We start from the raw sequence: 16,283 nt of genomic DNA on the forward strand, positions 1-16,283 counted from the left end.
GACGTGAAGGTGGCCATCGTCGGCGCGTCCACACCGATCGGCATCGCCATCGCCGAGCGGTTCGCCGCCGACGGCGGCCGGGTGGTGGGCATTTCGCTGGAGCCGGCCGGCAGCCCGGTGCTGGCCGCGGACCTGACGGCGGACTGCTCGGTTCCGGCGGCCGCGGCCGACGCCGTCGAGGACGCCGTTAACGTGCTCGACGGGCTGGACGTGCTGGTTCCGGCGGCTGCCGTGATGCCGGTGGCGCCCGCGCACCACACCAGCGACGAGCAGTGGCGGCGCGCCCAGGCCGGTGGTCTGGACACCTTCTTCTTCACCGCTCGCGCCGCGTTGCCGCATCTGATGGCCGGCGACGGCGGCGCGATCGTCGCGGTGTCGTCGGTGAACGCGTTCCTGGCCGCGCCCTGGGTGCCCGCCTACGCCGCGGCGAAGGGCGGCGTCGACGCCCTGGTCCGGCAGCTCGCGCTCGACTACGCCGGGCGCGGCGTCCGGGTCAACGCCGTCGCACCCGGCATGGTGACGTTCTCGGGCGTGCCGGACGCGGCCGCCGGCTACCCGATCCGGCGCACCATCGAGCCGTCCGAGGTAGCCGCGGCGGTCGCGTTCCTGGCCGGCGCGGAGGCGTCGGCCATCACCGGTGTGGTGCTGCCGGTCGACGGCGGGCTGTCCATCGCCTCGCCGGCAGCGTTCGCCCGAGCCGACCTGCGGGCCCGCCTCGACGACGAGTCAGCGGCGGGCGCGCACGGCGGCCGCGAGGTCGGCTAGTAGGCCCTCGGTGGTGTCCCAGCTCATGCAGGCGTCCGTGACGCTCTGGCCGTAGACGAGGGCGTCGCCGCCGAGGTCCTGGCGGCCGGCGACCAGGAAGCCCTCCAGCATCACACCGGCGATGCCGTGTTGTCCGGCGGCTACCTGGGCGGCGATCTCACCGGTCACGACGGCCTGCCGCTCGTGGTCCTTGCCGCTGTTGCCGTGGCTGGCGTCGATGACCAGGCGGCCCGGACGCTGGGCCTTCTGCAGCAGGGCGAGCGCGTCGCGGACGTCGTCGGGCCCGTAGTTCGGGCCGGCGCTGCCGCCGCGCAGGATGACGTGGCAGTCGGGGTTGCCGGCGGTGCTGACCGCTGCGGCCCGGCCGTCGTGGTCGACGCCGAAGAAGACATGCCCGTGGCCGGCCGCGGTGCAGCCGTCGATGGCAGCCTGGACGTCGCCGCTGGTGGCGTTCTTGAACCCGACCGGCATGGACAGACCGGATGCCAGCTGGCGGTGTACCTGGCTCTCCGGGGTGCGCGCGCCGATGGCGCCCCACGAGACGGTGTCGGCGATGTATTGCGGGCTGATCGGCTCCAGGAACTCGCAACCGGCCGGCAGCCCGACGCTCAGCACGTCGAACAGCAGCTGGCGGGCGATCCGCAGGCCGCGCGGCACGTCGAAGGTGCCGTCCAGGCCGGGGTCGTTGATGAGGCCCTTCCAGCCGACCGTCGTGCGCGGCTTCTCGAAGTACACCCGCATGACGACGCACAGGTCGTCGCGCAGGGCGTCGGCCACCGGCTTCAACCTCCGGGCGTACTCCAGTGCCGCGGCCGGGTCGTGCACCGAGCACGGACCGACCACGACCAGCAGGCGGTCGTCGTCGCCGGCCATGATGCGGCGGACCTCGGCGCGGCTGGAGCGGACCAGCGCGGCGTGCTCCTCGTCCATCGGCAGTTCCGCGAGCATCTGGGCGGGCGACAGCAGCGGCTGGAACCCGGTGATGCGAAGGTCACCGGTGGGGGAGTGGGGCTGGGACATGTGCGGCGTCTCCTTTGCTGAGTGAGCGGGACGCCCGTGCGGTCAACCCGAGCCGGCCCGTCTCATGACGAAGGGCAGAGACGGTGCGTCTCTGCCCTGCTGGCTCCGGGTGGGTCGGTCGATCAGCGCGCGACTCCACCCGGAGCCGGCGCAAAATAGCTCGATCGACGGACCATGACCACGGCGACGACTATACCCCGTTTGATGAACGTCGGCGATCGGCCGCGTCATGGCGGGGGTGGACAGCCGGTGATCACGAGTAGGTCAGCGCGGCGTGGTAGCCGAGGTTGGACGAGATCTGGTCGGCGTGCTCGATGACCGTCATGCTCAACTCGCTCTGCCGGGCGGCGTTCATGGCCGACAGGGGTCCCGACACCGACAGCGCGGCGACGATCTGCCCGGACCGGCCGCGGACGGGCGCGGCCAGGCAGGTGCGCCCGAACGCCAGCTCCTCCAGTTCGGTGGCGTAGCCGCGCCGGCGCACCTCGGCCAGCGCCTCCAGCAGGGCATCGAGATCGGCGATCGTGTGCGGGGTGTACCGGGCGTACTCGGTGCCCAGCAGATCGCCGATCTCGTCCGGCGGCAGCTCGCAGAGCAGCGCCTTGCCCAGCGCCGTCGCGTACAACGGGCCGCCGCGGCCGATCAGGGTGGCCGGCCGCGGTGCGTTGGGACCTTCGAAGTGGCACAGGTAGAAGAGGCTGGTGCCGTGGCGTTCGGCGACGTTGACGCCGAGGCCCAGGGAGGCGGCCAGGTTCTGCGCGAGCTGCCGCGACTGCTGGTGCACCGGTGACTGATTGAGCCCGATGCCGGCCAGCGTGACGACCCGCGGCCCCACGCCGTACAGGCCGCTGCGGGTGTCGTGGCTGAGGAAACCGAGGTTGACCAGCGCACCGACCAGCCGCGACACCGTGGACTGTCCCAGGCCGGTGGCGGCCACCAGTTCGGACGTGCGCAGTTCGGGATGCTCCTCGGTGAACGCCGACAGCAACGACAGCGCGCGTTCGACGCTCTGGGTGCCACCGGCGGACTCACGAGCTGGGACTCGAGGCATGGTTCACTCTCCCACCCATCGCGCTGATCACAGAACACGTATCCACATTATGGATTGCATGGTCGTTGATCGCGCGACTCTGTGCGACTCTGGCGCTCGTGGTCGTCGAGCGGCCTGCGTCATTGCTTGACACATGGCAACATATGCGTAACCTACTCACATACTGAATGCAACCTCCATTCAGTGCATGGAGGCACGGTGACAGTCACGCACAGCACAACCCATGAGCCGGTGAGAGGCCCGCGCCGGCTCGGCGACGGCGCGTTCGCCGTCGCGCTCACCCTGCCCGGCTTCGCCCTGCTCGTGGCCGTGGTGCTCTACCCGTTGGTGGCCGCGCTCGTCACCGCGTTCTTCGAGCAGAGCCTCGTGGTGCCCGGGCGGGAGTTCGTCGGGCTGGAGAACCTGCGCGCCGTGCTGGAGAACGACTTCTGGCGCATCCTCCGGCAGACCCTGGTGTTCACGGTCGGCAGCACGCTGCTGCCGTTCGTCATCGGCTTCGGCCTGGCGCTGGCCCTGAACACCGGCCTGCGCGGGCAGCGGGTCTTCCGCGGCCTCTTCCTGGTGCCCTGGCTGGTACCGGGCGTCGTCGTGTCGTTCCTCTGGATGTGGATCTTCAACGCGAACTACGGCGTCGCGAACGGTGTGCTCGAATCCCTCGGGATCATCGATGCGCCGCAGGCCTGGCTGGCCGAACCGGGCACGGCCATGGCGGCGGTCATCATCGCCAAGACGTGGGCCAGCTTCCCCTGGATGATGGTGATGCTGCTGGCCGGGCTGCAGACGGTGCCGCCGGAATTGCACGAGGCGGCCGAGGTGGACGGCGCCGGCACCGTCCGGCGGTTCGCCTCCATCACCCTGCCGCACCTCAAGGGCATCATCGGCCTGGTGCTCCTGCTGGAGTTCATCTGGAACTTCCAGCACTTCGACATCATCTACGTCCTCACCGGCGGCGGCCCGGCCGGTTCGACGCAGACGTTCGCCACATCGGTGTACGAGATCGCCTTCCGCGGCTTCGATCTCGGGCGGGCGGGCGCGCTGGGGCTGCTGTGGATGCTCATCCTGCTCGTGCTGGTCGTCGTCTACGTCCGCTTCTCCGAGAGGGGTGAGCAGCGGTGAGCACCGCGACGCCCACGTCCGCGACCTCCGCACCGCCGGACACCGAGCTCGCCGGTCCGGCACCCGCGCAGCCCCGGTGGCGCCGGCGCTCGTCCCGCGACCGGCGCGGCCCGCGCATCTCCGCATGGGTAGCCGTCATCGTGTTCGGCGGGTTCGCGCTGGCCCCGGTGTACTGGCTGCTCGTCACGTCGCTGAGCCCGCAGGACCGCGTGTTCAGTTACCCGCCGTCGTTCATCCCGCTCGACATCACCTTCGACCACTACGCGGCCCTGGCCGACGATCCGGCCCTGTTCCGCTACCTGGTCAACAGCGTCGTGGTGTCCGTGGTGACGGCGGTGCTCAGCGTCCTCGTCTCGGCGTACATGGGGTACTCGTTCTCGAAGTTCCGCTACCGCGGGCGCCGCTCGCTGATGTACCTCGTGCTCTCGTCGCAGATGTTCCCGCAAGCGCTGCTCCTGGTGACCCTGTACGCGGTGTTCAGCGCGTACGGTCTGCTGAACACCTATGCCGCGCTGATCCTCTCCTTCACGACGTTCACGCTCCCGCTGTGCGTGTGGATGCTCAAGGGGTTCTTCGACACCATTGCCGACGAGCTGGTCGAGGCCGCCCGGGTCGACGGCGCGTCCAGGATGCGCATCATCCACTCGATCGTGCTGCCGTTGTCCGCACCCGGGCTGGTGGCCGCGGGACTGTTCGCGTTCGTGCGCGGCTGGAACGACTTCATCTTCGCCTTGACCCTGGCCGGCCCGGACAAGCAGACACTGCCGCCCGGCCTGGTGAACACGTTCGTCGGCGAGGCCCAGACGGCCTGGCCGCAGCTCATGGCGGCGTCCCTTGTGGTCTCGCTGCCCGTCGTCATCGGCTTCATCATCCTGCAGCGCTACCTCGTCGGCGGCCTCACCGCCGGCGCCGTCAAGGGCTGACGTCCGAGCCCTTCTGTCTTCGGAGGTCCACGTGAGCACCACCTACTCCCGCCGCCGCCTGCTCCAGCTGATGGGCTTGGGCGCGGGCGCGGTCGGCCTCGGCGGCATGGCCGCCTGCGCGCCGTCGGCGAACGACAGCGACACCAGCAGCGGCTCCTCCGGCGCGCCCACCAGCGGCGGCGAGGCGCAGGACTTCGGGTTCGCCTCCTGGTCGCTCAGCGAGGACGCGCCCAAGCCCGTCATCGAGGGCTTGATCAGCACGTTCGAAGGTGACGCCGGCATCGCGATCTCGCCGGTCACCTATCCGTACAACGAGTACCTCAACCAGCTCATGCTGCAGGTGCGCGGCGGCCAGTTCGCCGGTGCGGCGCAGATCGACGTCGCGTGGCTCGGTGCGCTCTCGGCGCTGGGCAAGCTCACCGACCTCAGCTCGTTCGCCGACGGCCGCGGCTACACCGACGCCGCGCTCCAGGCCGGCCAGTTCGACGGCACGCAGTACGGCCTGCCGTGGACCATCGGCGCGATCGGCCTGGTCACCAACACCGAGCTGATGCAGCAGGCCGGCATCACCGCGGCGCCCACCAGCATCGAGGACTTCGAGGCGGCGCTGCGCGAGCTCAAGGGCCTCGGCGACGACATCATCCCGTACGCCGCGTCGACGAAGGTCGCGCAGCTCAAGGACATCCTCATCTGGATGCAGACGTTCGGCAGCCCGCTGATCGAGAACGGCCAGGTCACCATCGGCGACGACGCCAGCGTGGAGGCCGTCACCTGGTACAAGAAGCTCTACGACGACGGCCTGATCGCGCCCGACGTCGACCGCTTCGATGCCCGCGCACTGTTCAGCCAGGGCCGGGCCGCCATCTACGACGACGCCATCGTCGGCAAGAGCGCGGTGGTGTCGGAGTCGCCCGACCCGGACTTCGCCAGCAAGCTGGACCCGATCTCACGGCCGGTCCTGCAGTCCGGCGACGACCCGCGGGCGCTGTTCTGGGGACACGCCGTCGTGGTGATCGACGGCGACGGCGCCGGTACGGCGGCGGAGTTCGCCCAGTGGCTGACCTCGGACGAAGCCACCACCATCGACTTCTTCGAACAGCTCGGCCTGCCGCCGACCACGCAGGGCGCCCTGGACTCCGACGCCGTCACCGGCGATGCGTTCACCACTGCGTTCAGTGAGCGGGTGACGGCCACCGCGACGGTGAACCCGTTCTGGCAGTACCCGCAGTACGCCCAGATGGAGTCCGCCGTCGCCGAGCAGGTGCAGGCCGTCATGGTCGGCAGCGCGTCGCCGGCCGACGCCATGACCGCCGCGGGCGAGGCGGTGCAGGCGCTCATCTGATCCGCCACCCTCCCGGAGGCGCGGAGGGCGTAGCGGGGTGCTGTACCGGGCGGGCGCTCGTCGCCCGCGCGGCTTGTCGTGCATCGAGACCTGACCCTCATCCGACGACGCATCGAGGAGACGCCATGACGCCACACCTTGCCCCGCTGCCCCGCAGACGCTTCCTCACCCTCGCCGCTGCAGCGGCGGCCGCGGCCGGGACCGGAGCCGCCGGTGTCGCCCTGCCGGCGGTGGCGGCCGCCGACGGCCGGCGGGTGGCTCTCAAGGGCGAACGGGTCCGCCTGGAATGGGTGCGCGACGCCGGCGGTTGGGTCACGGGGTCGGTACGGGTGCGCGACCGTGCCGGCTGGCGGACGGTGTTCACTCCAGCCGGCGGTTACGGGGTGTTGTCGTACGCGGAGCGGGCGGCGCCGGACCGCGAAGCGGTGCGGCGAGCCCAGGTCGGCCGGTATCTCGAACTGCGCGCCCGCAGCGCGGCCGCTGAGGGCGACACGGTCCGGTTCGGTTGCGTTCATCCCAGCGGGGACCTGGTGGCTGACTGGCGCCTGGACCCGTCGGCCCCCCACGACCTCGTGGTGACGCTGACCTGGACGCCGTCACGAGCCGCCTGGTACAGCCTGCCCAGTCCCACGCTGGCCTCGGTGGAGGAGGCCGACCTCGGCTGGGCGGTCGTGCCCGGCTACTGGACCTCCTCGGTGGCCGCGACCGACGCCGAACTGAGCCGGCGCTTCAACATCGGTGTCCCGGCCGTCCCGCTGCTGGCGGAGGAGCGCAGCGCCACCAGCCTGGTCTCAGTGGTGGAGAGCGCGGCCGACCGCGCCACCATCGCGGTCGCGGCCGAACCGGAGCTGGCGCGCGATCCGTGGCCGGCCGACGTCAACGACCAGGCGGCCTGGCATGTGGGCCTGTCGCCCCGAGACCTGGGCGGTGCACTGAGCCCGACGGCGTTCTCGCCGGTCCTGGGCCAGCGTGGCTCCTGGCTGGAGGCCGGGCAATCGGTCAGCGTCACCTTCCGCTACGTCCTGACCCGAGGCCCCTGGCAGGACGTGACCGAGCACATCACGGCCGACGTGTACCGGCTGGCGGACCACCTGAAGCTGGCCCGCAACGTCGACTCGCTCTCGAACCGGATCAACCGGATCCAGGACTTCCTGGTCACGCCGGACTCCCGGTGGCACACCTGGACCTACGACGGCCGGACCCTCGGTGCCGAGAGCGGCAAGCTCTCCGACGTCGGGGCCATGTGGATGATGACGCGGCTGACCGGCGACCCGGTGTTCGTCAACGAGCGGCTGCCGTACGCCCGCAACTTCAAGCTCGGCCAGCAGCAGACGGCCGAAGGCCCGTTCCAGGGTGCCGCGCTGGGTGAGTACTTTCGCGACGGGCAGTGGATCAGCGAGATCGTCTGGGCGAACCGCGAGAGCACGTACGGCCCGGACTACGTGTCGCCGATGATGACGACGTTCTACACGCTGGCCGACGGTGGCAACGTCGCGCTGTTCGACCCCGACGACGCCGAGATCCGCGAGCGCCTCCGGCTGGGCGCGGAGCGGCTGCTGCAGTGGCAGCACGACGACGGCAGCTTCGACATCGGCTACCTGCGGGCTGACCCGGCGACGACGAAGTTCCCGGAGCTGCCGGACCTGCGCGCCACCTGGTACGGCTTCCTGCCGGCCTACCGGATCCTCGGCGACGAGCGGTACCTGGCCGCGGCCCGGCGCGGTGCGGACTGGTTCATCGAGCGGGCCGTGCGTACCGGCGACTTCATCGGCGTCTGCGACGACATCGGCCTGCTACGCGACTTCCAGGTGATCTTCGCCGCGCAGGCGCTGCTGGACCTGCACGAGATCACCGGCGAGCAGACGTACCTCGACGCGGCCGTGGCCTGCGCGGAGTTCTACACGCTGCACCTGTACGACCACCCGATCGCCACGGACCAGCCGAAGACGTTCAACGGCGGCCCGGTCGAGGACTGGCAGCTCAGCCAGGTCGGGCTGCCGTTCGAGCATGCCGGCTTCCACGGCAGCGTCAACGGCTTCGGCCCGATCACGCTCGCCAGCCACGCCGGCGCGTTCGTCCGGTTCCACGAGCTCACCGGCCGGCGGATCTTCCTGGACCTGGCGCGGATCGCGGCGCGCGGCCGGGACGAGTGGGTCGGTGAGCGCAGCGGCATCCCGTCGTACTACTGGCGGGCCGGGAACGGCGGTTCGGCCGTGTACCCGTGGCACGGCTGGTGGCACATGGGGTGGCTCGTGGACTATCTGCTGGCCGAGGCGCACCTGCGCACCGGCGGCGAGATCTCCTTCCCGGCCGGGTTCTGTACCGCCAAGGTCGGCTCGCACCGCCCGTACGGTTTCGCGCCGGGCACGATCTTCGGCCATGACGCCGAGCTGTGGATGCCACGGCCGCTGGTGACCGTGGACGACCCGGAGGTGGACTGGCTGACGGCGCGTTCCGCCGACGGCAGCCGGCTGTTCGTCGTCGCGCTCAACGAGTCGCCGGAGGCGCGCACGGCGACGCTCCGGCTCGAGCCGCGAGGCCTGGTAGCCGGCCAGCGGGTGAGCTGGGGTGCCACCGAGGTACTGGCCGGATCGGCCGAGACCGGCGGCGACGACGACACCTGGACGCTGCGGCTGACCGGTGACGGCGCGACCGTGCTGGCCATCGAGACCACGCTGACGCCCGACCCCGGTGGACCGCTGCTGCGCTCGTTCAGAGTGAACGGTTCGGAGACGTCGCTGCGGGTGGACTGGGCCTACTGGGCGACCGTCGGCACCTGGGCCGAGTGGCGGGTCAACGGTGGCGCTTGGACGCCGACGCCGCGGCAGGAGGGCTACACGCTGACGGCCACCGTGGACCTGCGGGGGGTCACGGCTCCGGCCAGGATCGAGGTCCGGGTGGCCGCCGAGGTGGAGGACACCGTCGGGTACTCCGAGCCGGAGGAGTGGCTGATCCCGCGGCTCGGGCCCAACATCGCGCTGGGGCGGCCGGTGGAGGTCAGCTCGACCTACGCGCCGCAGTACGTGGGCGCCAACCTGGTGGACGGCAACCGGACCTCGAACGCCAGCCGGTGGCTGTCCGCCGTGGGCGACGCGCAGCCGACGGCGACGTTCTCGCTGGCCGCCGTCACGACGCCGAAGCTCCTGCGGCTCTACACCGGGACCCTGGACGCGCAGATCGTCGGGGGCTGGGCGGTGCAGGTCCTGGCCGCCGACGGCACCTGGGTCGACGCCGGGTCGGTCACCGGCAACGCATCGTTGCGGCGCGACCTCCGGCTCGACGCCGTCCCGACCGACACGGTGCGTCTGATCGTCACGGATCGCTCCAGCGACCAGCTCGACGTGGCGCGCATCTTCGAGGTCGAGATCTACGACGACGTGCAGTGGGAGGCCTGATGATGCGCCGGATCCGTGCTGCGATTACCCCCGGTTCACCTCAACTGATGGAGATCACGATGACGCGAACACGTCGCTCCATCCGTAAGGTGGTAATGGGGCTCAGCACCTCGCTGTTGCTGGCAGGGACACTGGCACAGGCCGCCGCCGAGCCGGCCGCACCCGAGCTGGACATCGAGCCGGTGCCGTACTCGATGGACACATCGAACCAGGCCGGCTGGTGGCACCCGCTGGCCGAGTATGACGGAAGTACCTACGTCATCTTCAATGCCCCGGCGGCCAGCGAGAACCTGCATCAGGTGCACGTGGCCCGGCAGGATCCATCAGGGGAGTGGACCACCGGCTGCCTGCAGACCTCCGGTGGAGCGTGTGCCGAGTACCGCGACGACATCGGCCACAACCAACCGTCGCTGGCCATCGACGGTGACGGGTACCTCCATGCGTTCGTGTCAATGCACAACGACGGCTGGCGCTACTTCCGCTCCGAGGAGCCGGGTTCCGTGACGACGATCGTCGATCACGCCGCAGACCTGCCTGACCAGGAAGGCGGCGTGACGTACCCGGTGACGGCCACCGCCCCCAGGGGCGGTGACGTCTACCTGATGGCGCGGGTGAACATGCCGGGAGTCGGGCACACCGGTCGGCTCTACCGGTGGAGCGTCGAGGAGCGCACGTGGCAGCGAGAGGCCGTGTTCACGCCCGGCCACGTCGAGACCGGTTACGTCCCCTATCCCGACGATCTCGAGGTCGACGACCGAGGCCACGTGCACATCCTGTGGGAATGGGCGCGGGGCAGTACCAGCAACCTGCGCTACTACGGGTCGTATCTGGTCTACCGGCCGGCGGAGGACCGGTTCGTCGGCATCGACGGACGCGACGTCGACGTCCCGGTGAGTCCTGCTGACGAGGTGATCCGTTACGAGCCGCAGGGCGGAGTCGTGCAGAGCGCGCGGCTCGCCTTGGTCAACCACACGCCCAACCTGGCCGGAATCGCCTACCGGTATCAGCCGCCGGGCGAGGCGGCCTTCGAGGTGCGCTGGGCGGCCTGGGACGGACAGCAGTGGGTTCGGGAGACCGTCGACGCCGGCCGCTTCAACAGCTATCCGGCCATCGAGGTGACCCACCATCGCGCCACAGCGCGCATCTACTACATCAAGCACCCGTCGTGCGAACCTGAGCAAACTACCCGTGGCACGGTATTCGTGGCCGAGAAGCACGTCACGGTCAGTTCCGACGACCGGTCGGCGGACTGGCAGCCTCGGTTGTTGGGCGGTGCGCCGGGGACCGAGCGGCTGGCGGCGACGACCAGGGTCGACGGCACCGACGTGCTGTATCTGGCCGCACCGCGTCTGGAGAACCCCACTCAGGATCCTGCCCTGTACGTCGCGACGCTGAGCCGGACCCCGTCCACGGCTCCGGCGGAGCCCGTCAGCGCCGACCAGGTCCGGATCGAGTCCACCAACAGCGGAACAGACGCTGCCACCGGGCGGAAGAACTGGGCGTTCGGCGCGCCGGTGTCGGTCAGCTCCGCGCTGAACGAGACCAGCGGCGGCGAATGCGCCGTCGACGGGAACAGCTGGGCCGATTACAGCCGGTGGATGTCGACTCGCAGCGACCCTGAACCAACGCTGACGATGGCCTTCGAGGAGCCAATCCAGGTCGACGAGGTCCATGTATACAGCGGGTACCGGGGCGGCACGACCGACTTCTTGGAAGACTTCGCCATTGACCTGCTCGTGGCCGGCGAGTGGCGTGAGGCCGCACGGGTCAGCGGGAACGACGCGAATCCCGCGGTCGTCCGGGTGGACGACCTGGCCTTCACCGGCGAGTTGCGGTTGCGTGCGCTGAACCTGCAGCACGTCAATCACCTGGCCCGCATCTACGAGGTCGAGGTCTACTCTCGCGATGACGCGCCAGCCCTGGACATGTCGCTGTCGGCGAACCCGCCGCACCTGCTGTTCGCCGGCGACTCCACCGACGTCGAGATGACGCTGACCAACCGATCCGGCGAACCGGTGAGCGGCACGGTCGAGTTCCAGGCGCCCGACGGGTGGACGATCGAGCCCGCCGAGGGTTCCTTCGGCCTGGCGCCGAACGAGAGCACGTCGATGCCGGTCACGGTGACCTCCGCGACGGGCGCGGCGGCGGAGACGTTCCAGATCGTGGCCAGAGCGCCCGCGCACGACGTGGAGGCGACGCTGGCCCTGCCGGTGCGTGACGGCATCGTCTACAGCGGGGACGGCGCACCGTACTACACCGAGGATGGTCCGTGGGCTGCAAGCGGCCTCGTAGGCCATGCCGGTAGCACCACCCGCTACACCCAGGGCGGCACCGGCGCGAGCGCGACCTGGACCCCCGAGCTTTCACAGGCGGGGAGATATCAGGTCTACGCCTGGTACCCCGCCGCCCCGACGAACACCACCGAAGCGCAGTTCACGGTGCGGCACGCCGGTGGCACCGCGCACCTGGTGGTCGATCAACAGCGGACCGCGAACACCTGGCATCTACTGGGGGAGTGGGAGTTCGACGAGGGCAGCACCGGCTCGGTGACGCTGACCTCCGTCGCCGCTGGTCACCACCGCGCCAACGCGGTGCGCTTCCAACCGCAGTGGTCCGACCGACGAGAGCCCAAAGGTAACGAAGATGCTGAATGACACCGCGAGAACGGACACGAGAACCGCACGGAGCCGAAAGCACCGGATGCTCGCGTCCGTCGCTGCGGGGGCTCTGGCGCTTGGTTTGGCGGGCGTGTCCGGCACCTCCATGGATTCGACGGCCGCGGCCGCCGATGTGCCCGAGGTGGTCGCGACCACCACGCACCCGAGTTACACCGAGACCGGCACATGGGCGGAGGCGCGCGACCCCGGCTACCAGGGCGGGCGCACCCGGTTCACCCGCGAGGCCGACGCGACCGCGTCGTGGGCGCTCGAACTGCCGGCGTCGGGCGAGTTCGCGATCGACGTCTGGTACACCGCGTCGGTCGAGAACGACAAGGTCATGACGTACACCTGGACCGGCCAGGACGAGCCGGTCGTCTACGACCAGTCGGTGGGCGGCGGTTCGTGGCGCCCGGTCGGAACGGTGACCGGCACCGCCGGCCAGGAGGTGCGGATCACCGTCACCGCGGTCACGGCCGGAGCGATCACCCGCACCGACGCGATCCGGCTGGCCCTGCCGCGATGCGTGCTCCAGCCGGAGGCGACCGGCCCGGCCGAGCCCGCGGAACGGGAGTTCGACGGCTACCGGCTCACCGAGACCGCCGAGCAGGTCGGCATCGAGACCGACGCGTGGTCGATGCGGATCGAGCGGGCCGGGTTCCGGTACGCGCTGTCCCGCGGCGACGAGCAGGTGGCGGCCGCGCACCCGGAGTCCGGCCTGCTGGCCGGTCCCGCCGGGTCGGGCCCGTGCGGCGCGGTCACCACGGAGGTGACGGCCGCCGACGACGACGCGGTGACGCTGGCAGTGGTGTTCGCCGACGGCACGCCCGCCGAGGTCACGGTGCGGCCCGGAACCGACGACCTCGGGTTGGCAGTACGGCCCACGGGTCCCGGCGCGGACGCCGTCGGGCGCATCGTCGCGCGCACCGCAGGCGGCATGAACCCGGCCTACGGGCTGGGAGACGACGGCGGCGCGCGCTCGCGCAACCTCAACGTCTACGGCTCGGACTTCGACCAGATGTACGCACAGAACGGCGGGCCGCTCTACCGCTTCGTCAGCACGTTCACCGTCTTCCCCGACCGCGGCCTGGGCCAGGTGGTCTTCTCCCGCGACCGGATGAGCGCCCAGGTGGACGCGGACGCGACGGCGCTGGGTGTGCACGCCGGGTCGATGCCTGACCTGCATTACTTCTTCGGCGACATGCCGACGGTGTACGCGGCCTACCGGGACGCGCGGGCCGACGCCGGCTACGTCGACTCCGAGCCGGACTACGACTTCTTCGGCGTCGGCTACGAGTCGTACGGCGCGCTGTCCTACAACACCAACCAGCGGACCATCACCGAGTCGGTGACCCGGTACCTCGCCGAGGGCTACCCGCTGCGGTGGGCCGTCACCGGTTCCGGGTTCTGGCCCTACGGCGACGACGGCAATCAGGGGACGACTTCCAGCTTCGGCATGTGGGGTGAGAAGTACCCGGACCCGGACGCGTACAAGGAGTTCTTCGCCGGCCACGACATCGATCTGATCCTCGGGTTGCGGCAGAGCTTCAAGGCCCTGCCGGAGGACGGCGGGACGTACGACCCCGCGCTGGACGGGCCGTGGACGGTGGAGGGCCTGGAGAAGGGCTACTTCATCACCGACGAGTCCGGGGCGGCGAAGGTCTTCACCACCCCGAACTTCCCGTACTCCAACATCTACCTCGTCGACCCGGACAACCCGGAGGCCGTCGACTGGTTCGCCGACAACATGGCCGTGTGGGGCGCCGACGGTTACAAGGAAGACCACATGTTCGACGGCGGCGACAACGCGTTCTACGACAGCGCTCTGGTCAACGCGGTCAACGAGGAGTTCGCCGAGCGCGGTGACCTCGTCATGGTGCGCAACTCGGCGTTCTCGGTCGGCGGGTCGATCCTGCGCATCAACGACACCGACTACAACCACGCCGCCTCCGACCGCGACCGCACCGTGGTGAACAGCCTGGCGTACCCGGCCAGCGGGCAACCGAACTTCTACCCGGACATCGTCGGTGGCCGGCCCATGCCGGATCTGGAGACCAACCGGTCCAAGCAGGTGTTCCTCGCCAGGAACGCGATGTTCGCGGCGATGTCGCCGTCCATGTCGTTCGGCAACGAGCCGTGGCGCATCTCCGACCCGCAGCTGCGCGACGCGACGCTGAAGGCCGCGCAGTGGCACGACACCTACCTGCCGTACATCTACAGCGCGGCGGCGCAGAGCTGGCGGACCGGCTACCCGGGGACGGCGACGCCGCTGCCGATCGCGTACCCGGACGACCCCGCCACCTATGACCTGGTGTCGTACCAGGCCAAGCGGTACCAGTGGATGCTGGGCCCGTCGTTGCTGGTGTACCCGCTGTTCGGGTCCGACGTGACGACGGCGCAGTCGCGGGACGTCTATCTTCCGGCCGGGGAGTGGATGGACCTGGAGACCGGGGAGCGGTTCACCGGCCCGGTCACTCTCGACAACCACCCGCAGCCGTTCGGGAAGGTCCCCGCGTTCGTCGGCGGCATCGGCATCCTGACCAGCCAGCGCGGTGACGACGTCGTCGCCGAGGTCTACCCGGTGGCCTCGCCCGGCGCGAGCTACACGTTCACCGCCGCCGACGCAGACACGACGTCCACCATCACGGCGGACAACACCGGCTGGGACGCCGTGCGGGTACTCGACACCACCACCGGCGCCGAGGTGCCGTTCGAGATCGACGACACGACCGGTGCCGTCACCTTCCCGATCGTGCCCGGCCACGACTACCGGGTGGCCGACGACGCCTGCCCGGCCGGGCACACGCCGGGCGAGAACATCGCCTTCGGCTCCGAGGACTCCGGCGTCCCGGACCGCGACCGCGGCGACGGGTGCACGTTCCTCGACGTGGTGGCCACGGCCGAGCCGTTCGCCGACCACGGCGCGTTCGTCCGGATGGTCCGCGAGACGACGGTGACCTGGCGGGCCGCCGGGTTGCTGAGCCGAACCGAGAGCCAAGCGGTGGTGGCTGCCGCCGCCCGATCCGATGAGGGACGTGGATGACGATGACGCGAACACGACCACTGACGGGACTGGCCGGTCTCGTCGCCGGAACGATGGTGGCCACCGGTGCGGCTCTCCCCGCCGGCGTGACGCCCTCGGCGGCAGCTGCCGCGGCCGGCCGGCCCGGGGTCAGCGAGACCGCCGACACCGTCATCGTCCGCGGCGACACCTACACGATGACGATCGTCAAGGACGGGTTCCGGTACGGCTTCGCCGACGCCACCGGCCGGCCGACCCTGCCGCCGCACTCGGAGTCCGGGCTGCGCGTGCAACCGGACGGAGCCGGCGCGTTCGCCGACGCCGTCGACACCGACCTGGTCAGCAACCCGAACGCCGCCACCGCCGTCCTCGACGTGGAGCTGGCAGACGGTTCGGCGGTACGGGTGCACGTGCACCCGTCGCCGACCACGGTGCGGATCACCGTGGACGAGCTCGCCGCCGCGCCGGCCACCGTCGACCTGCGCACAGCACCGGCCGGTCCCGCCTACGGGCTGGGCGACTACGGCGCGCACGCGGACGGGCAGCCCGACGAAGGCACTCCGTGCAGTGGCAACGTGGAGGCCCGGCCCACCCTCGAGCTGACCGGCATCGTGCTGGACAACGTCACCAACCAGGGCTCGTGCAAGCGGTTCATCAGCACGTTCATGGTGTTCCCGCAGCAGGGTGTGGCCCAGGTCCTGTTCGACGACGGGCAGAAGCGGGTCGCGCTGACCGAGACCGAGAACCGGCTTGGAGTGGCTGGTATCGCCGACCGGCTGGACGCGGTGCACTACTTCCTCGCCGGCGACATCAAGCGCGTCTACGCCGACTACAAGAAGGCCCGCGAGGCGCACGGCTACGTCGACGTGGAGCCGCGGCCGGACCTGTTCGAACTGGGCTGGGAGGCGTACGGCGCGCTGGCGTGGAACACCTACCAGACCTCGGTCGAGGAGACCGTGCAAGGCTTCCTCGACCACGGCTACCCGCTGGGG

9 protein-coding genes are annotated in these 16,283 nt (G+C 70.5%); 7 read left to right on the top strand and 2 right to left on the bottom strand.

From position 1 onward, the window contains the following. Positions 1-3 precede the first annotated feature (3 nt). Entirely contained in the window at positions 4-765 is a 762-nt protein-coding gene (locus JIAGA_RS28280; protein ID WP_157552855.1) for an SDR family NAD(P)-dependent oxidoreductase, read from the top strand. On the opposite strand, the gene JIAGA_RS0107805 is transcribed toward JIAGA_RS28280, so the two are convergent. Both JIAGA_RS0107805 and JIAGA_RS0107810 read right to left on the bottom strand, forming a co-directional pair. Beyond that, a complete protein-coding gene (locus JIAGA_RS0107805) occupies positions 727-1,785 on the bottom strand; it encodes a 3-deoxy-7-phosphoheptulonate synthase (protein WP_026875230.1) in 1,059 nt (352 codons plus the stop codon). The genes JIAGA_RS28280 and JIAGA_RS0107805 overlap by 39 nt on opposite strands. A gap of 253 nt (positions 1,786-2,038) precedes the next feature. Next, positions 2,039-2,836 (bottom strand): IclR family transcriptional regulator, encoded by a 798-nt coding sequence (locus JIAGA_RS0107810; protein ID WP_026875231.1) that lies wholly within the window; start codon positions 2,834-2,836, stop codon positions 2,039-2,041. A 231-nt stretch (positions 2,837-3,067) separates the two neighbouring features. Between JIAGA_RS0107810 and JIAGA_RS0107815 the strand changes: the two genes are divergently transcribed. From JIAGA_RS0107815 to JIAGA_RS28295, 6 genes are all read left to right on the top strand, one after another. Continuing rightward, positions 3,068-3,952 (top strand): carbohydrate ABC transporter permease, encoded by an 885-nt coding sequence (locus JIAGA_RS0107815; RefSeq protein ID WP_211239565.1) that lies wholly within the window; start codon positions 3,068-3,070, stop codon positions 3,950-3,952. Further along, complete coding sequence (locus tag JIAGA_RS0107820) at positions 3,949-4,875, top strand: carbohydrate ABC transporter permease (RefSeq protein WP_026875233.1); 927 nt, start codon at positions 3,949-3,951, stop codon at positions 4,873-4,875. The genes JIAGA_RS0107815 and JIAGA_RS0107820 overlap by 4 nt, the downstream gene beginning before the upstream one ends. Before the next feature lie 70 nt (positions 4,876-4,945). Further along, positions 4,946-6,217 carry an extracellular solute-binding protein gene (locus tag JIAGA_RS0107825; RefSeq protein ID WP_051426613.1) on the top strand — a complete coding sequence of 424 codons (1,272 nt, stop codon included), beginning with the start codon at positions 4,946-4,948 and terminating at the stop codon, positions 6,215-6,217. A gap of 125 nt (positions 6,218-6,342) precedes the next feature. Further along, positions 6,343-9,612 (top strand): YyaL domain-containing protein, encoded by a 3,270-nt coding sequence (locus tag JIAGA_RS28285; RefSeq protein ID WP_051425848.1) that lies wholly within the window; start codon positions 6,343-6,345, stop codon positions 9,610-9,612. A gap of 59 nt (positions 9,613-9,671) precedes the next feature. Continuing rightward, positions 9,672-12,266, top strand: a complete 2,595-nt coding sequence (locus JIAGA_RS32905) for a golvesin C-terminal-like domain-containing protein (protein WP_169738831.1) — start codon at positions 9,672-9,674, stop codon at positions 12,264-12,266. 94 nt (positions 12,267-12,360) lie between these two features. Continuing rightward, the gene (locus tag JIAGA_RS28295; RefSeq protein WP_169738832.1) at positions 12,361-15,312 is read left to right on the top strand and encodes a golvesin C-terminal-like domain-containing protein; all 2,952 of its coding nucleotides are present in this window, start codon (positions 12,361-12,363) and stop codon (positions 15,310-15,312) included. The last annotated feature ends 971 nt before the right edge of the window (positions 15,313-16,283 follow it).

This window comes from Jiangella gansuensis DSM 44835, assembly GCF_000515395.1.
Lineage (GTDB): Bacteria > Actinomycetota > Actinomycetes > Jiangellales > Jiangellaceae > Jiangella > Jiangella gansuensis.